The organism is uncultured Megasphaera sp. (genome assembly GCF_900539295.1).
GTDB lineage: Bacteria > Bacillota > Negativicutes > Veillonellales > Megasphaeraceae > Megasphaera.
Genome location: NZ_UQBH01000015.1, coordinates 1 through 17922 on the forward strand (window position 1 = coordinate 1; position 17922 = coordinate 17922).

The window sequence follows — 17922 nt, forward strand, 5'->3', positions numbered from 1 at the left end:
AAATTTACTTACCCCCAGTGTAACTGGGGGTTTTATCATGCCTATTCGGCGCCAAAAGAAAGAAGGGAACTGTCACTAAAGCGACAATTCCCTTCTACAAAAGGAGGACCTTTTAATCAAGGCAATCGATCATTTTTATTAAGAAAGTGCTTACACCCCGGTCGTCCGCGACGGCTGTACGGCCACTTCGATTCCATGACGGGTCTGATATTTCAAGAAACCCATGAGTGCCAAGGCGATGACGAAGGCGCCTACGAAGAAGTACAGGGTTGCGCTGTAGCTGTTAGTCGTTTCCTTGATAATCGATACCAAGAGCGGACCGGCAACGCCGGCAGCACCCCAAGCCGTCAATACACGGCCGTGAATGGCGCTGAGGTACTTCGTCCCAAAGAGGTCGCTGAGGTAGGCCGGCATGCAGGAAAAGCCGCCGCCGTAGCAGGTAATGATCAACAACAGGAGGATCTGGAAGCTGAAGGCACTGGTAACATTAGCCAACTGCCAGAAGGCCAGGATTTCAATAGCGAAGAACAAGACATACGTCGACGAACGGCCGATATAGTCCGAAACCGTAGCCCAGGCAATGCGGCCGGCACCGTTCAAAAGGCCGATGAGGCCGACCATGGAAGCAGCAGCCATAGGAGACATGCCGACGACGTCTTGGGCCATCGGCGAAGCGACGGCCAGAAGGGCGATGCCGCAGGTAATATTCGTAAAGAACAACCACCAGATTGCATAGAACTGCCACGTCTTCATAGCCCCTTTAACGGTAAACTGAGGCTGGGCATCGGCGTATTCGACAGTCGATTTTTTTTCAGCCGATTCGGCTTCCGTTTCTTCCGGCGGAGCCAAATAGAGAGAAGAGGCAGTCATGATGACCATGTAGACGATGCCGAGGATGATGAAGTTAGAAACGAGGCCGAAAGACTGAACCAAAATCTGCATAGCAGGACCGGCAATGAGGCTGGCAAAACCGAAGCCCATGATGGCCAGGCCCGTTGCAAAGCCGCGGTTTTCAGGGAACCATTTGACCAGCGTCGACACCGGCGTAATGTAGCCAGTACCGAGGCCGATGCCGCCGATGACGCCGTAGGATACATAGAGCAGGGGCAGGCTATGCAGCGAAAGAGCGGCTGCCGTGCCGAACATAGCTAAGACAAAGAAGGTCATCGATAAGAGGCCCGATTTGCGGGGGCCGATTTTTTGAACAAAACTTCCCAAGAAACCTGCCGATAAACCGAGGAATAAAATAGCTAACGAAAAAGTCCATGTCGTTTCCTGCAGGCTGAAGCCCATGGCTTCCATGATCGGCTTGGTCAAAACGCTCCAAGCATAGACACTGCCAATACAGATGTGGAGGCCGATAGCCGATAAGGCGATGAGCCAGCGATTTCTTTTCATGATCCATATCTCCTTCCAGGTTGGGAGCCTTGGGGTCTGAAAAAAAAATATACCGACCCCCGGGCCCAAGAATATGTTAGTAGCATACACTTGCCCAGACGGTCGGCATGAAATGACTTCGTACAGTTCACGTGGTTGCTCCACTTGAATCCGTCAGTCCTGTACGAATTTGCTGATGTTATTATACGAATATTGAGTCGTTTTGTCAATATCCCTTTTTAAGCAGCCGGAGAAAAGGGAACGTAATCTTTGCTTTCAGTCTGGGACTGATCGGCATTCTGCTGCGCCGTTCCTGCATTCGAATTTTTTTCCTGTTCCTGCTGAGCGGCCAATTCAGCAGCCTGCTGCTGTTTTTCCTGAATATCCGACAAGGTCTGGCCGGCCGGTGCGTGGCGCAGAATGTAGACGTTTTCTGCCGGTTCCGCATCCTTCAAAGCGGAAAAAGCATAGGTCATCAGTTTCTGTGCATCGCCATAGCGGTCACTGGAATTCATGATGGAAGCGATGACCGTCCGACCGTCGCGGGTTGCCGAAACGACTAGGCACGGTCCGCCGGCATTGGTCGTACCGGTCTTGATGCCGTTAGCACCGGCAAAGCCGCTGGTCAAAAATTCATTTGTCGACGTGCAGTGTTTGAATCCGCCATCCATATAGGGCATGTCGAATTCACTGCGGCTGACCATGGCCTGAAATTCAGGAATCTTCATACCGTAAGCAGCTATGACCGCCATATCGCGGGCCGTCGAATAGTGGTTCGTATCGGGAAGTCCGTGAGGGTTGGCAAAATGGGTATGCGCTGCTCCTAAAGCGGCTGCCTTTTCGTTCATCTTAGCGACAAAATCAGCTTCCGTCGGTGCTACTGTTTCGGCAACAGCCACAGCCGCATCACAGCCGGACACGAGCATCATGCCGGTCATGCCGTTGCTTAAGGTAATCTGATCGCCCGGCTTAATTCCCAGAACCGAAGCATCGCTTTCGATGTCATAAATATCATTGGTAATGTTAAGGGGCTTGTCCATCAGGTTTTGACCTTTCCCGAGCTCAATGCCGAGGATGGCCGTCATAATCTTGGTCGTACTGCCGGGATAAGCCAGATCATCGGCATTTTTCGCATAGAGTTCGTCCCCTGTATCGGCATCCATGACGTAGGCTGCATGAGCCTCGATGTCAGGTTTCTGCAGTTCATCGGCAAAGACAGGCGCTGCCAGGGTCATACAGGCAGCAGCGGCAAGACAGATCATTTTTTTTAAAGACATAATAATTGCACCTCTCCCTTTATAAAGGATTTTTTACAGCCATTTTCGGCTTTCGCGGATATTTTTTAGGACTGTCGCCGACCTTTTGAATGTAGATGACAGCCCGCACCTCATCGAGTCCCGGAAGGTGAACCGGTTTCACTTTCGATACGGCACCACCTAAAATTTTCAAAGCATTTTCAGCTTCCTTCAATTCTTCCTCGTACTGAGCGCCCTTTAAGGAAATGAAATATCCGTCCTGTTTGACATAGGGCAGGGACCATTCGGCCAGGACATTAAGCCTGGCTACGGCCCGGCTGGTCACGACGTCAAAGGCACTGCGATAAGCCGGCTGATGAGCAGCATCTTCAGCTCGCCCGTGGAGAAATTCTGCCGTAAGTCCCAGTTGACCGACCAGTTTCTGCAAAAACGTGAGCCGTTTCTGGAGGGAGTCAAAAAAGGTGACCTTCAAATCGGGCCGATAGATGAGCAGCGGCAGGCCCGGAAAGCCGGCACCGGTCCCTAAATCGAGGACCGATGCACCGACCTTAAAGCAGTCGGCATCATAACAGGAAAGACTGTCGGCCATGTGTTTGACCGCCACTTCTTTCGGCTCCGTAATGGCCGTCAAGTTCATGACTTTATTGGTTTCGATCAGTTCTTCATGAAAGATATCGAATTGGCGGAGCTGTTCTTCCGTAATGGAAAGGCCCATCGCCGTAAGTGCGGCTTTTAGTTCGCTGCCAAACATATCACTTATCCCCCCGGTTGTGTTGTTCCAAGACGATGAGCAGTGCCGTAATATCAGCCGGTGAGACGCCGGAAATACGGCTTGCCTGACCCAGGGACAGCGGCCGGATTTCATCGAGCTTCTGCCGTGCTTCGGCCGATAAGGTATCGATATCGGCATAGACGATATCCTTTGGCATCTTCTTTTTCTCCAAGCGATTCATCTTGTCGACCTGTTCCATCTGCCGGCTGATATAGCCTTCATACTTGATCATGATTTCGATTTCTTCCTCGACGTCTTCCTGTAAGTCCGGCAGGTCAAACACGGTCTGCAGGGATTCATAATTCACGTCGTCGCGGCGGAGGAGATCATAAGCAGTAAGGGCCGTGTGGATAGGCGCCGTACCGAGTGCTTCGAGTTTAGCCAAGTTTTCTTTAGACGGCGTAATCGAAACGGCCTTCAAAGCAGCGATTCCGTCTTCAATAGCCGATTTCTTGGCCGTAAAGGCTTCATATCGGGCATCGTCAACCAAGCCGAGATCGCGTCCCTTCTGAGTGAGACGTAAATCGGCATTATCCTGTCTCAAGATGAGGCGGTATTCACTGCGGCTGGTCATGATGCGGTAAGGTTCATTCGTCCCTTTGGTGACCAAATCGTCGATGAGTACGCCGATATAGGCTTCAGACCGGGTCAGGACAAAGGGATCTTTTTGCTGCACTTTCAAAGCGGCATTGATGCCGGCAATCAGGCCCTGAGCGGCTGCTTCTTCATAGCCGCTGGTACCGTTGGCCTGGCCTGCGGAAAAGAGGCCCGATATTTTTTTCGTTTCCAGCCACGGCGTGAGCTGCGTCGGATCGAGGCAGTCGTATTCAATGGCGTAGCCGGGACGCATGATCTTGACGTCCTGGAGGCCGGGAATCGTTCGCAGGAACGCATACTGAACGTCAGCAGGCATACTGGTGCTCATGCCCTGGACGTACATTTCTTCCGTCGATTCCCCTTCCGGTTCAACGAAAAGCTGATGGCGCTTCTTATCGGCAAAGCGGACGATTTTCGACTCGATGGACGGGCAGTACCGCGGACCGATGCCTTCGATAACGCCGTTGCACATCGGAGCCCGGTCGAGATTGTCGCGAATGATTTTATGCGTTTCTTCATTAGTAAAGGTCAGCCAGCAGCAAGCCTTATTGCGGTTCTTCCGTTCCGACAGGAAGGAAAAGGCGTGGCCGTCTTTATCGCCTTCCTGCTTGGTCATTTCATCGGTACGAAGGGTACGGCGGTCGACGCGGGCCGGCGTGCCGGTCTTAAAGCGCATGAGCTTTATCCCGGCCTGCAAGAGGGATGCCGACAGGTCTTCTGCCGAACGCTGGCCGATAGGGCCGCCGGAATAGGTGCAGTCGCCAATGATGATTTTCCCTTTTAAATAGGTCCCCGTCGCCAAGATGACGCACGGTGCCTGATAGACTTCATCAAGTTCCGTCCGGACACCGGAAACGGCGCCGTTCTCCAGCAACAGGTCGGTAATCATGAGCTGCTTGACATCGAGATTTTCCTGGTTTTCCAGGGTCTTGGTCATAGCCATCTGATACAGTTTTTTATCGGACTGGGCCCGGAGTGAATAAACAGCCGGCCCCTTTCCCGTATTGAGCATCCGCATCTGAATGCAGGTCTTATCAGTATTAATGCCCATTTCGCCGCCCAAGGCATCGATTTCCCGGACGAGATGACTCTTCCCGGGACCGCCGACAGCAGGATTGCAGGGCATGAGGGCAATATTATCTAAATTCAAAGTAGCCATCAGCGTCTTAGCACCTAAGCGGGCACTGGCAAGAGCTGCTTCACAGCCGGCATGGCCGGCGCCGATGACGATGACGTCGTATGTATCGACGATAAACATAGTTCCACCTCTTTATTTTCCCAAACAGAATCGACTGAAGATTTCTTCAACGATATCGTCGTGAACGGTATCTCCTGTAATAGAGCCTAACAGACTCCAGGCTTCCCGCAAATCGACGACGGCAAAGTCGACGGGCATGCCGTCTTCCATGGCCGTGAGAGCCCGTTCCAGAGATTCCCGGCTCTGGCGGACCAACTCGATATGGCGGGTATTGGTGAGCAGAGCGCTGCCGGAATGATTGGTGCGAGGCAAAGCCTCTTCCAACAGCCGTTCTTTTAAAGCCTCAAGGCCTTCACCGGTACTGGCCGAAATAGACAGGACCGGATGGTCATAAGAGGCCAGGTCCCCTTCACTCACGACGGCCGGGAGATCCAACTTATTGAGGACAATCAAGGCATTCTTATCCGCTGTGGACGCTAAGATGCTCTTGTCCTCTTCCGAAAGGGGCCGCGAGCGGTCGATGACGACGACAGTGATATCGGCCTTATCCATATAGGATTTAGCCTTGGTCACACCGATCTGTTCGACCCGGTCGTCAGTCTCCCGAATGCCCGCCGTATCGACCAGGCAGACGGGAACGCCTTTTAAAGAAATCCATTCTTCAAGAACATCCCGCGTCGTTCCCGGTACATCCGTAACGATAGCCCGGTCGCTTTGAAGGAGGCAGTTGAGAAGGCTTGATTTACCGGCATTCGGCGTGCCGGCAATAGCCGCCATGACGCCGTCTCGGATCATCCGGCCTTCCCGTGAAGCGGCCAACATGTCGTCGAGAGCTTCTATTTGAGTCCGAATAGAACCGGCTACGTCAGGGACGGTAATGTCTTCCAAGTCCTCTTCGGGATAATCAATCATGACTTCTAAGCGGGTAATAAAATCGGTCAATTCCTTGCGCATGGCACCGACAGCCTTCGACAGCCTTCCTTCGAGCTGGCTTACGGCACTGGTAAGTCCCTGATCGCTCTTGGCCTGGATGACGTCCATAACGGCTTCAGCCTGAGCTAAATCGATGCGGCCGTTTACAAAAGCCCGCTGCGTAAATTCACCGGGATTCGCCAAGCGGGCCCCGTGGGAAAGGAGCTGAGCCAAAATCTCTTCTAAAGCTTTATAGCCGCCGTGGCATTGGATTTCCAATACATCTTCGGCCGTATATGAATGGGGGCCCTTCATGATGAGCAGCAGCACTTCATCGATAGGCTGACCGTCATCGGACACGATCATGCCGTGCTGAATCGAACGGTCCCGCCGCTCCGCTAAAGGAACACCCGATGAACTCTCAAAAATGGCATCGCCTACAGCATACGCTTTGCTGCCGCTGATACGAATGACGCCGATGCCGCTTTCACCGAGAGGCGTTGCAATGGCCGCAATCGTATCGGCCGTATCATACATCATATAGTACTCCTTCCATAGTCTAAAAGGAGTTGTCAGCGACAACTCCTTTTTCATATCTTCTCTTTATACTCTATCCTTGATAATAAATGACGACGTGGCGATACGGATCTTTGCCTTCGCTTTCTGTCCGTACTTCCGAGTCATTTTGCAGTGTCAAGTGAATGATTTTTCGTTCATAACCGTTCATCGGCTCGAGGACGACGGGTTCACCGTTTTGTTTTACCCGGTTTGCCAGGCGATGAGCCAGCTGCTTCAGCGTTTCTTCACGGCGGTGACGATAATTTTCTACGTCGAGCATGATGAAGTACCGCGAATTTTCACCCTGATTTGTCGTCAAGTTGGTCAAATACTGGAGTGCATCCAGCGTCTGGCCGTGCTTGCCGATGAGAATGCCTAAATTTTTGCCGTGGAGATGAAGAATGATCTTATCGGACTTGATCATCTTTTCGATGACCACTTCGATGCCCATATTCTTCAAAACTTCCAGCAGGAAGGCCTTCCCCTTAGCGGCCGCTTCTTCAGCAGAGAAGGAGTCTTCTTCCGCCTCGCTGACTGTCGTTGCAGGAGCGATTTCTTCAGCAGAATCTTCTTCAACTTTAACGTCTGCCACTTCTTCAGCCGTTTCCGGTTCCTCCACAGGAGCGGCTTTTTCCAGCACTGCCTGAACGCCTTCAGTCTCAACGACTTCCTTCGGTACAGGCGTTACATCGTCCTTTTCGGTAATGCGGACTCGAGCCGGCTTGCTGCCGAAACCAAAGAAGCCGCTTTTCGGTTCTTCTAAAATCTCGATGTCTACTTCTTCCTTCATTCTGCCGAGGCGCACCAGACCGGAGCGAACGGCATCTTCGATCGTTTTTCCTGTTGCTTCGATAGTACTCATGCTTCTGCTCCTTTATTCTTGAGGTGAGCCATTACCATCTGCTGGCCCCACTGGAAGAGATTGGAGACAACCCAGTAGATAACCAGGCCGCTCGGGAAGTTAAGGCTGATCCAGCCGATGAACAGCGGCATGACGACTTTCATGATCTTCTGCTGTTTCGCTTGGGCCTCAGATGCAGCTACTTGTGCCCCGGACATCTGGTTCTGAATAAAGTACGTCGAAATAGCCGACAGGATCGGCATGACATAAATCGGATCGGGCTGACCGAGGCTGGGAAGCCATAAGAAACTTTCAAAAGCCGGGTCATAAGGATACTCTCTTAAAGCATAGAATATAGAAATAAGGAAAGGCATCTGAATGAGAATCGGCAGGCAGCCCGAAAGAGGGTTGACGCCCATTTCACGATACAGTTTCGTCATTTCTTCCTGCATCTTCTTCTGGTTTCCTTTATACTTCTTCTGTATTTCTTTAATCTTAGGCTGCAGAACCTGCATACCTTCCATGGAACGGATCTGTTTAGCCGTGAGCGGCGACAGAATCAATTTAATAATCAAGGTGAGCAAGATAATGGCAATGCCATAGCTCGGATAGCCCATGCTCTGGGTAAAAGCATAACAGTAATTCATAAATGTCGTCATAATACCACTGAGGACATCCATTATTCCACTGAAAAAGCCCAATGTGCTCAACTCCTGTTCAGTTGTAAAAATAAGGATTTACGGTACGGGATCGTATCCGCCTTTGTGAAAGGGATGGCATTTTAAAATGCGCCTTATTGCCAAGTAACTCCCTTTTAATGCACCGTATTTCTGCAATGCTTCAAGAGCATAGGCAGAACAAGTGGGATAAAACCGGCAGCATGGCCGGTGAAGCGGCGATATAAATAACTGGTAGCCCCTAATGAGGGCTATGAAACACCATTTCATGCATCATCACTTCTTTTTCAATACCCTGGCATGCCGGAATAACTGCAAAATAGACTGTTCAGCTTCTGCATATCCAGCATATTTCAGACTGCTGCGGCCGATGAGGACTAAATCGAAACCGTCCTTCAGGTCAAACTGATGGAGTCGGTACACTTCCTTCATCAAGCGGCGGCAGCGGTTGCGCTCAACGGCACAACCGATCTTCTTACCCGTGACAAAACCAATCCGGGTCGGTTGCTTTGGCGACCGCGGCAGGACGTATAAAACGACGCGGCGATTGACATATGACTTGCCGCGGCGATATACGAGTTGGTACTCGCGATTCTTACACAGCCGTTGTTCTTTCGTCAGTTCATACATACATAATTGTCCTAGTAATGCTAGAAAAACAGAAAAATTCCTCATGCCGGAACTTTTCTGTTTATCTCGTAATAATTAAGCAGAGAGTTTTTTTCTGCCTTTCATGCGTCTTCTTTTCAAAACCATGCGGCCGCCCTTAGTCTTCATTCTTTCACGAAAACCATGAGTTCTTTTTCTCCACAATGTATTCGGCTGATATGTCTGTTTCAAGCTAGACACCTCCTTTTCCATCATTGACAGTAAATGATTTACACCATAACAGGTTAATTATAGTAAGTGAATGTCAGCCTGTCAAGCCTTATTTCGAGGCCATTATTCTATTTAAGAATACCCGCTTGCATAAGTATTCCACCAAAAATTGCTTCCCATAATTAGGGTTTTGTTGTAGAATGTGGATAGATAAATACAGTTATCAACAATCCATCCACATTTTGTGGATAAGTGGAAAGATTCGGAAACTCGATGTATATCGGATTTCCGGCTTTTTTACATTTCATTTGTTCACGTTGTCCACAATGAAGTTGTACACATATGAACGCAGTACAAACCACTAAAATTTTTCGTACAGACAGGAAGGATTACTATGGATCTGCTCAGTTTATGGGAAAAAATGTTAGCTAATTTGAAACAAGTCTTGCCAAAAGAGATTTTTACCAATTGGTTTGAAGGCAACATCATTCCCTATTCGTACTCGGAAGAAGAAAATCTTCTCATCCTCGACACGATGACCAATTTTCTTCGCGACTATGTCAGTAAAAAATATACCGACGTCCTGGAAACCATAGCCGAAGAAGTCATTGGCCATAAAACAAAGGTTCAGCTCATTACCAGCCAGGAAAAGACGCCGGCCCACGACAATACCGAAGCCGTGGCCGAAACGATCACCCTGCCGCCCAAAAAGAGCACGCCGATCCCGGATGCCCCGGCAGCACCCAGCATCGTAAAACCTGCCCAGGGCGGGCAAACGGAGTGGGTTCAGCCTGAACTCCCGATCACCGATTCCATGCCGGCCATCAAGGATGCAGCCCCCTTGTCACTGACGACAGAATCCAATCCTTATAATAACAATTTAAATAAAGATTATACCTTTGACAACTTCATCGTCGGCAACAGCAACCGCGTGGCAACGGCCGTCGCCAAATCCATTGCTTCGGCACCGGCTCAAAAATGGAATCCTTTCTATATCTACGGCGACAGCGGCCTCGGCAAGACCCATTTGATGCACGCCATCGGCCATGAGCTCTTAAAAAACTTTCCCAACATGCGCCTCCTGTGCATTACCAGTGAAGACTTCGTCAATGAATTTATCCAGTGCATCCAGGATCAGAATACGGAAAGCTTCCGCCGCCGCTACCGCAACGTCGACGTCCTCTTCGTCGACGACATCCAGTTCCTCGGCCGCGGTGAAAAAGAAAGCTCGAAAGAAGAATTCTTCCACACCTTCAATAAGCTCTATCAGGATAAGAAACAGATGGTATTCACCAGCGACCGGCCGCCCCGCGACATAAAAAAGCTGGAAGAACGGCTGCGCTCGCGATTTGAAAACGGTATGGTCACTCAAATTGAACCGCCGGACCTGGAAACGCGGACGGCCATCCTCCGAACCTGGTCGGAAAAGGAAAATATCGTCTACGATTTAGATGCCTTAAATTATATTGCCGCTAATGTCAGCGAAAATATCCGAAAGCTGCACGGCGCCTTTATCCGCGTCCTCTTAGAAGCCCTGCAGACCAAGAGCAACGTCACCCTTCCCTTGGTCAAGCACGCCATCAGTTACATTACCGATGCTCAGGACGAAAAGAAGTATATTACCATCGACGAAATTACGACCTATATCTGCCAACACTATAATATCAACTATAAAGAATTAATGGGCAAGAAAAAAACCAAGGATATCGCCCTTCCCCGTCAGATTGCTATGTATATGTGCCGTGAACTGACCGGAAATACCTATCCTCATATCGGAACTGCTTTCAATGGCCGTGATCATACGACGGTCATGCATGCCTGCACCAAAATCATGGAAAAGGCAAAGGAAGACCGCCATTTCAAAGAACACATTGAAAAGATGATGAATGAAATCCGCGGTGTGGATAACTGAGTTGATAAAAATATTAATAGATTGTGGATAAGGCAAAAAGAGAAATCCACAGTGGAAATGTGGACAAAAAATTACTGCCTATCCACATTCTATCCACACCTGTGGATAGCTAAAAATAGCTCTTACAAATCACTTATCCACAAATTCACAGGCCCTACTACTAAGACTACTATTTTTTAACTCACATTCAATTAATTTACTCAGCGCAGAAAAGGGGATACTCCATTGAGACTTAAACTAAAAAAAGAAGATCTGAACAAAGGCTTACAGGCTGTCCAAAAAGTAGCTCAGAACAAAAACAACAACATGTCTTCTGAAAACGGCCTGCTCATCAAAGCCCTTCACGGTATTATCGAATTTCAGGCTAACGACTATGACATGGGCATCAAAATCATCGTTCCCGGTATCATCGAAGAAAAAGGAGAAGCCTTCATTGCCAATCCGTATTTAATGGATTTGACCCGACGGATTCCCAGCGATGAAATTGAAATCATCAAAGCCGATACGGATACGCAGCTCCTCATTAAAGGCGACAAACTGAAATTTGAATGCCTGACCATTAATCCCGATGACTTCAATGAAGTTGAAATCGTCGAAAATGGCTATGCCAGCTTCAAAACGACGAGTGTCGTCTTAAAAGATTTAATCGATAATACGTCTTATGCCTGCGCAACGGACGTAGCCCGCCCGATTTTTATGGGGACCTTCCTCGACGTCCAAGGCGATCAGATGACCATGGTTGCAACCGATACCCATCGCTTGGCCTTGAAAAAGACGACTCTTGACGAACCGGTGGATAATCCGCTCCAGGCTGTTATCCCCAGCCGGCTGCTGTCTGAAATTTCCCGTCAGCTTCCGACGGATATTCCGGAAACCGTCGAAATTACGGCTGTCCGCAATTACTTAGCTGTCCAGTTCGGCAACGTCTACATTCGCACCCGCCTCATTGAAGGCGATTTCCCGAATTATCGCCGCGTCATTCCGACCGATTTCAAATGCATTGCCCACGTCAACCGCTCTGAATTTATGGGCGCCGTCGAACGCGCTTCTATTGTCGCTAAGGATGCTCAGTACAACGTCATCAATTTCCTCATCGAGGATGGCCAGATCAAATTGATGAGTCAGCATCCCGATTACGGTACCGTCGAAGACTATGTCTCCTGCCAAATGGACGGCGAGGGACTGGACATCTCCTTCAACGGAAAATTCATTATCGACATCTTGAAACACTGCCAGAGCAGCGACGTCGTTTTAAAATCCAAAGAAAACAGCCCGATGCTCGTCCAAGACAAGGATGACGATTCTTGCGTATTTGTTGTAACCCCTATGAGGACAAAATAATGGAAACGATTAAAATTGAAACGCCGATGATTCAACTGGATCAATTTCTAAAATGGGCCAGTATTTTACAGAGCGGCGGAGAAATCCGCTTTTTACTGGACGAAGATAAAATTTTAGTAAATGGAATTTTATGCAAAGCTAAGCGAAAAAAGTTATATCCCGGCGATACGGTAGAAATTAAAGACGTCGGTACATATATGATTAAAGGTGAATAATTATGATGATTGAATCGGTTCGACTGCACCGGTTCCGAAATTATGAGGATCAAAAAATTTCCTTTCCCAAGGCGACGATTCTCTTATATGGTCAAAACGGACAAGGAAAAACGAATCTCCTCGAGTCGTTGTATTTAGGCGGAATCGGCAAATCCTATCGGGGTATTGCCGATACTGACCTCATTTCTTGGAATCAGGACCAGGCCAGCGTCATCATCGATTTTAAGCGAAATGATACGGCCCAGCAGATAAAAGTCATCTTATCGAAGCTTGAAAAAAAGGAATTATGGGTCAATGAGACGAAGGTTTCTCAGAAAGAATTGATCGGTACCTTGAATGAAGTCCTTTTTTCTCCTGACGACCTTCAGCTCATCAAGGGCAGTCCGTCCCTGCGCCGCCGTTTTATCGACATGGAAATTTCTCAGGTCAGCCGTTCTTATTACCGCGACTTGCTGCAGTATAATCGGGCCGTATCACAGCGAAATCTCTTATTGAAGAAAATGAAATACAGCGGTACCCGGTCTTTGGAAGAATGGGATCGTCAGATTGCCGGCTTTGCAGCGTCCATCGTGTCTAAGCGGTTGGAAGCCCTTCAGAAGCTGTCGTTTTTGGCCGGCGTCCTTCACAAACGATTGAGCCGGGGAAAAGAAATGCTGCAACTGACCTATATCCAGCCTTACGGAACGGGGGCCGGAAAGCATCAAACCGATCCCCGATGGTATTATGAAAAGCTTCAGCAGCATCTCGAGGAAGATATCCGCCGTCAGGCCACATCTGTCGGGCCTCACCGCGACGACCTCTTATTTTCCGTCGGTCAGGGCGATTTAAAAAAATACGGTTCTCAAGGACAGCAGCGGACGGCGGTCCTGGCGCTAAAACTGTCAGAGCTTGAATTTATTAAATCGGAGACTGGTGAGTACCCCGTACTGCTGCTCGATGACGTCATGAGTGAACTCGACCAGAGCCGCCGCCAGGCCCTCCTGGATTTTGTCCGCAACCGTATTCAGACTTTTATTACGACGACCGAACCGGAGATTTTTGACGGAATGGACGGCTGTCATCCCGTCTGCATCGAACAAGGGAGGGTGGTTTCTGATGGAGAAGCGAAATCTTAAATTAGAAAAAGCCGGGCTGGCCATCCCGGAGGTCTTGGCTAAACACAGCCTGCTTTTACCTTACCGGATGTATCAGGCCAAGCGGGACTGGAATAAAATCGTAGGCGAGCAAATTGCTAAGTATTCATATATATTAGATTTTAAGAATAATCTTCTCGTCGTTGCCGTCATGAATCCCGTATACATGAATTATTTGTTTATGTATAAAAATAAAATAATAGAGGAATTTAATTCCTATATCGGGCATCAGGCTATTGCCGATGTCCGTTTTGTCAAAAAGGGGAAAAAGCCGATTCGGACGGTCTATGAAACCTTGGACGGCGAAAAAAACGATGTCTTTCCTGAAGGGACTATCCGTCAGGTCATCCTTGATGATTCGACGGTGGAAAAGATTCGCCGTGATACGGCATACCTTCCGGACGGTTTGCGGGAAAAGGTCGTACAGCTGCGATTTGCTCAGGCTAAGAGGGCTAAAGCCTACAGCCTTAGCGGTTTTATTCCCTGCCCGTCCTGCGGCCGCTGGATGGTTCGCGGCGAAAAGTTGTGCCTCTTTTGCCGGAGTGCAGCTCGTCATGCCCTCAATATGAAGGTCCGCGCCGTGTTGGAAGATATGCCTTGGATGACCTGGGAGAAAATGGCCGAGGCCCTGACCGTTCCGACAACGGATAAAGCAGGCGAACAGGCTTATAATGACGTCAGGCGCAGCCTTATTTATGCATATATTGAAAAGGTGTATTATGAATACGACACGGCTGCCGACGACCTCGTTTTGGCCATCCTCATTACGCGCCGCGTACCCGGCGATATACCGCCTAAATTCATTGAGAACCTCATTGCAAAATATCGGAGGAAAAAAGAAGATCATGTATCTCCATCTGAGTCCTGACACGATGATTCCCATCAAGGATATCGTCGCTGTCTTAAACTATCCGAAACAAAGGGGCGATGCCCTTTTAGCGTCCTTCAGCCTTCCCGTGCGGCCTGTCGGTTCTTCTTCAGAAGAAGAATGGCGGTCACTGGTTATTACCGGTGATGCGGTCTATGCCCTGTCCTTAACAGGGGATACCATGCTTCGCCGTTACCGGAAGTGCCTGCGTATTTTGGACGAGGTCCAAGGGGGTTAACTGAGGGACGTATTTAAAAAATGTTGATTTTACGGTATAATAAAGTGTTAGATTGCCTAGATAATCATTAAAAATTGCAGGAAACAGGAGTTGAGTATTTCTATGTCGAAAGACAAAGCGCGATATGGTGCCGAACAGATTCAAGTATTGGAAGGCCTGGAAGCCGTTCGTAAACGGCCGGGGATGTACATCGGCAGTACGTCTGAACGCGGGCTTCACCATCTGGTCTATGAAGTCGTCGACAACAGTATCGACGAAGCCTTGGCTGGGTACTGCACGCACATTGAAGTAACGATTGAAGAAGATAACAGTATCACTGTCGTCGATAATGGCCGGGGCATTCCGGTAGCCATGCATAAAATCGGCAAGCCAGCTGTTGAAGTCGTCTTGACCGTCCTCCATGCAGGCGGTAAATTCGGCGGTGACGGCTATCCCATTTCCGGCGGCCTCCATGGCGTCGGTATCTCCGTCGTCAATGCTTTGAGTGCCTGGACTAAGGTCGAAGTAAAACGCGACGGCTATCTGTGGGATATTTCCTTTGCCCGCGGCCTGACCGAGGCTCCGCTGAAAAAAGTCCGTCCCCTCGAAGCCGGTGAAGAAACGGGAACGAAAGTCTCGTTCAAACCGGACCACGAAATCTTCCCCGATACGGTATATGACTTCAATACCTTGAAGACCCGTCTGCGGGAACTTGCGTTTTTGAATAAAGGGCTGAATATTACCCTTACGGATAAACGAGGTGAAGGAAAACAGGAAGTATACTGCTATGAAGGCGGCCTCGTTTCCTTTGTATCCTTCTTGAATGAAAAACATCAGGCTGTCAATCCGACGGTCGTCAGCATTGACGGTGAAAAAAATCAGGTTATCGTCGACATCGCCATGCAGTATAATGATGGCTACAGCGAAAATATCCTGACCTTCGTCAACGATATCTTCACCGAAGAAGGGGGCACTCATTTGAGCGGCTTCCGCTCGGGCCTGACCCGTACCATCAATGATTACGGACGCAGTGCCGGCATTCTCAAGGACAATGAAGACAACCTGTCCGGCGAAGACGTCCGTGAAGGTTTAACGGCTGTCATCAGTGTTAAAGTTCGCGAGCCCCAGTTCGAAGGGCAGACCAAGACTAAGCTTGGCAACGGCGAAGTAAAAGGTATCGTCGACAACATCATTTCCGACGGGTTAAAAGAATTCTTTGAAGAACATCCGTCAGAAGCTAAAGCCGTCATCAATAAGACGATTTCGGCTTCCCGTGCCCGTCAGGCAGCCCGTCGTGCCCGTGAATTGACGCGTCGGAAAAATGCTTTGGAAATCAGCAGCCTGCCCGGCAAATTGGCAGACTGCTCGGAAAAAAATCCCGATCAGACGGAAATCTACTTAGTCGAAGGTGACTCGGCAGGCGGCAGCGCCAAACAGGGCCGAGACCGGAGATTCCAGGCGATTCTTCCTTTGCGCGGCAAGATCATCAACGTCGAAAAAGCCCGCCTCGACAAGATTTTAGCCAACGAAGAAATTCGCTCGATGATTACCGCTTTCGGGACCGGCATCGGACAGGAATTCGACATCAGCAAGCGCCGTTACGATAAGATCATCATCATGACCGATGCCGACGTCGACGGCGCCCATATCCGCACGCTGCTCTTGACCTTCTTCTACCGCTTTATGAAGCCCCTCATTACAGAAGGCCACGTATTTATCGCCCAGCCGCCCCTGTATCAGGTTCGTAAGGGAAAACAGGTATGGTATTTCTATACCGATGAATCGATGCAGAGCAAGCTCGATGAATTAGGGCGTGACAACAATTCCGTCGTCGTCCAGCGATATAAAGGTCTGGGTGAAATGAATCCGGAACAGCTGTGGGAAACGACCATGGATCCCGAAAACCGGACCATGCTCCAAGTTCACTTGGAAGATGCTGTGGAAGCCGACCGTATTTTCTCGGTCCTCATGGGCGATAAGGTCGAACCGCGGCGCAAATTCATTGAAGACAATGCCAAGAAGGTCCGCAACCTCGACTTATAATCAGGAGAACCTATGCCGACAATTTCTCAAAAGATAAATTTATTTACCGATTCGGCCATTGCCCGCATGTCAAAAATTGCCGAAGCCTGCGGAGCCGTTAACTTATCGGAAGGTTTCCCGGACTTTCCGCCGCCTCAGGCCATGCTCGACCGCTTGGCTGAAGTGGCGAAAGAGGGCCCTCATCAGTACAGCCTCGATAATGGCGCCTTTAATCTGCGTCAGGCCCTGGCCGACTATCGAAATCTGTTTACCGGAGTGCGGCCTGATCCGGAGACGGAAGTCGTCGTTACCTGCGGCGGTACGGAAGCCCTGATGACGGCCATGATGGCCATCGTCGATCCCGGCGATAAGGTCATCCTCTTCTCGCCTTTTTATGAAGCCTATGCGACGGATGCCCTGCTCTGCGGGGCCGAGCCGATCTATGTGTCCCTCAAAGGCGATGATTACACCTTTGACGGCGATGAATTGGAAGCGGCCTTTAAGGAAGGGCCGAAGGCCATTTTTATTTGCAATCCGTCCAATCCCTGCGGCAAGGTTTTTTCGAGAGAAGAACTGCTGACCATTGCCGCCCTTGCCGAAAAGTATGACGCCTTTGCCGTCATCGACGAAGTCTATGAACACATCGTCTATGAGCCTACGGAGTATACTTACTTTTCGACCCTTCCCGGCATGTATGAGCGGACGATTTGCTGCGGTTCTTTATCGAAGACCTATTCGATTACCGGGTGGCGTTTAGGCTATATCTTTGCGCCTCCGGCAGTCACCGATGCGATAAAGAAGCTGCACGTTTATTTAACGATCAGCGCTCCCAGTCCGCTCCAGGAAGCGGCCGTGACCGGCCTGCACTTTGGCCTTGAGTACTACCGGGGCCTTCGGGAGCTCTATCGGAAAAAGAGAGACTTCGTCATCCATCGTCTCGATGAAATCGGCATCGGCCATAATATCCCCCAAGGAGCCTTCTACATGCTCCTTGAGATTGGAGACTACGGCTATGACGATGATGAAGCCTTTTGCAGGGACTTAGCTGAAAAAATCGGCGTCGCCCTTGTTCCGGCCTCGACCTTTTTTAAAGAAACGGTTCATCATTTGGCGCGGCTGCAGTTTGCTGTCCGAGATGAAACCTTGGCGGAAGCCATGCACCGCCTGGAAAACATTTCAGCCTTGAAAAAATAATCTCTTTCATTAC

18 protein-coding genes and 1 riboswitch are annotated in these 17922 nt (G+C 49.6%); of the genes, 8 read left to right on the forward strand and 10 right to left on the reverse strand.

Annotated features, from left to right (window positions below):
- Window positions 1-150: 150 nt before the first annotated feature.
- From QZQ46_RS06295 to rpmH, 10 genes are all read right to left on the reverse strand, one after another.
- On the reverse strand, window positions 151-1398 hold the full coding sequence (locus tag QZQ46_RS06295; RefSeq protein WP_296828030.1) for an OFA family MFS transporter: 1248 nt from the start codon (window positions 1396-1398) through the stop codon (window positions 151-153).
- A gap of 85 nt (window positions 1399-1483) precedes the next feature.
- Window positions 1484-1569, reverse strand: a riboswitch (ZMP/ZTP riboswitch).
- Between the two features lie 47 nt (window positions 1570-1616).
- Window positions 1617-2654 carry a D-alanyl-D-alanine carboxypeptidase family protein gene (locus QZQ46_RS06300; RefSeq protein ID WP_296828033.1) on the reverse strand — a complete coding sequence of 346 codons (1038 nt, stop codon included), beginning with the start codon at window positions 2652-2654 and terminating at the stop codon, window positions 1617-1619.
- A gap of 19 nt (window positions 2655-2673) precedes the next feature.
- Complete coding sequence (gene rsmG / locus QZQ46_RS06305) at window positions 2674-3384, reverse strand: 16S rRNA (guanine(527)-N(7))-methyltransferase RsmG (RefSeq protein WP_296828036.1); 711 nt, start codon at window positions 3382-3384, stop codon at window positions 2674-2676.
- A 1-nt stretch (window position 3385) separates the two neighbouring features.
- A complete protein-coding gene (gene mnmG, locus QZQ46_RS06310) occupies window positions 3386-5260 on the reverse strand; it encodes a tRNA uridine-5-carboxymethylaminomethyl(34) synthesis enzyme MnmG (protein WP_296828038.1) in 1875 nt (624 codons plus the stop codon).
- Window positions 5261-5272: 12 nt separating this feature from the next.
- Window positions 5273-6649, reverse strand: a complete 1377-nt coding sequence (mnmE, locus tag QZQ46_RS06315; RefSeq protein WP_296828121.1) for a tRNA uridine-5-carboxymethylaminomethyl(34) synthesis GTPase MnmE — start codon at window positions 6647-6649, stop codon at window positions 5273-5275.
- Window positions 6650-6722: 73 nt separating this feature from the next.
- Window positions 6723-7532 carry an RNA-binding cell elongation regulator Jag/EloR gene (jag, locus tag QZQ46_RS06320; RefSeq protein ID WP_296828040.1) on the reverse strand — a complete coding sequence of 270 codons (810 nt, stop codon included), beginning with the start codon at window positions 7530-7532 and terminating at the stop codon, window positions 6723-6725.
- Window positions 7529-8158 (reverse strand): YidC/Oxa1 family membrane protein insertase, encoded by a 630-nt coding sequence (locus tag QZQ46_RS06325; protein ID WP_296828042.1) that lies wholly within the window; start codon window positions 8156-8158, stop codon window positions 7529-7531. The genes jag and QZQ46_RS06325 overlap by 4 nt, the downstream gene beginning before the upstream one ends.
- Window positions 8159-8248: 90 nt before the next feature.
- Window positions 8249-8458, reverse strand: a complete 210-nt coding sequence (gene yidD / locus QZQ46_RS06330) for a membrane protein insertion efficiency factor YidD (protein WP_071822302.1) — start codon at window positions 8456-8458, stop codon at window positions 8249-8251.
- Between the two features lie 6 nt (window positions 8459-8464).
- The gene (gene rnpA / locus QZQ46_RS06335; protein ID WP_044503417.1) at window positions 8465-8818 is read right to left on the reverse strand and encodes a ribonuclease P protein component; all 354 of its coding nucleotides are present in this window, start codon (window positions 8816-8818) and stop codon (window positions 8465-8467) included.
- Window positions 8819-8893: 75 nt separating this feature from the next.
- Window positions 8894-9028 (reverse strand): 50S ribosomal protein L34, encoded by a 135-nt coding sequence (gene rpmH / locus QZQ46_RS06340; protein WP_071822304.1) that lies wholly within the window; start codon window positions 9026-9028, stop codon window positions 8894-8896.
- A 373-nt stretch (window positions 9029-9401) separates the two neighbouring features.
- On the opposite strand from rpmH, the gene dnaA reads away from it, so the two are divergent.
- From dnaA to QZQ46_RS06380, 8 genes are all read left to right on the forward strand, one after another.
- Entirely contained in the window at window positions 9402-10919 is a 1518-nt protein-coding gene (gene dnaA / locus QZQ46_RS06345; protein WP_296828044.1) for a chromosomal replication initiator protein DnaA, read from the forward strand.
- A gap of 225 nt (window positions 10920-11144) precedes the next feature.
- Entirely contained in the window at window positions 11145-12260 is a 1116-nt protein-coding gene (dnaN, locus tag QZQ46_RS06350) for a DNA polymerase III subunit beta (protein ID WP_296828047.1), read from the forward strand.
- Window positions 12260-12475, forward strand: a complete 216-nt coding sequence (locus QZQ46_RS06355) for an RNA-binding S4 domain-containing protein (protein ID WP_296828049.1) — start codon at window positions 12260-12262, stop codon at window positions 12473-12475. The genes dnaN and QZQ46_RS06355 overlap by 1 nt, the downstream gene beginning before the upstream one ends.
- A 2-nt stretch (window positions 12476-12477) precedes the next feature.
- Window positions 12478-13590, forward strand: a complete 1113-nt coding sequence (gene recF / locus QZQ46_RS06360) for a DNA replication/repair protein RecF (protein WP_296828051.1) — start codon at window positions 12478-12480, stop codon at window positions 13588-13590.
- A complete protein-coding gene (locus tag QZQ46_RS06365) occupies window positions 13571-14476 on the forward strand; it encodes a DUF721 domain-containing protein (RefSeq protein ID WP_296828053.1) in 906 nt (301 codons plus the stop codon). Before recF ends, QZQ46_RS06365 begins: the two co-directional genes overlap by 20 nt.
- Complete coding sequence (locus QZQ46_RS06370; protein WP_296828055.1) at window positions 14454-14714, forward strand: hypothetical protein; 261 nt, start codon at window positions 14454-14456, stop codon at window positions 14712-14714. The genes QZQ46_RS06365 and QZQ46_RS06370 overlap by 23 nt, the downstream gene beginning before the upstream one ends.
- A 102-nt stretch (window positions 14715-14816) precedes the next feature.
- Window positions 14817-16736 carry a DNA topoisomerase (ATP-hydrolyzing) subunit B gene (gyrB, locus tag QZQ46_RS06375; protein WP_296828057.1) on the forward strand — a complete coding sequence of 640 codons (1920 nt, stop codon included), beginning with the start codon at window positions 14817-14819 and terminating at the stop codon, window positions 16734-16736.
- Window positions 16737-16748: 12 nt separating this feature from the next.
- Window positions 16749-17909 (forward strand): pyridoxal phosphate-dependent aminotransferase, encoded by a 1161-nt coding sequence (locus QZQ46_RS06380; protein WP_296828059.1) that lies wholly within the window; start codon window positions 16749-16751, stop codon window positions 17907-17909.
- Window positions 17910-17922 lie beyond the last annotated feature (13 nt).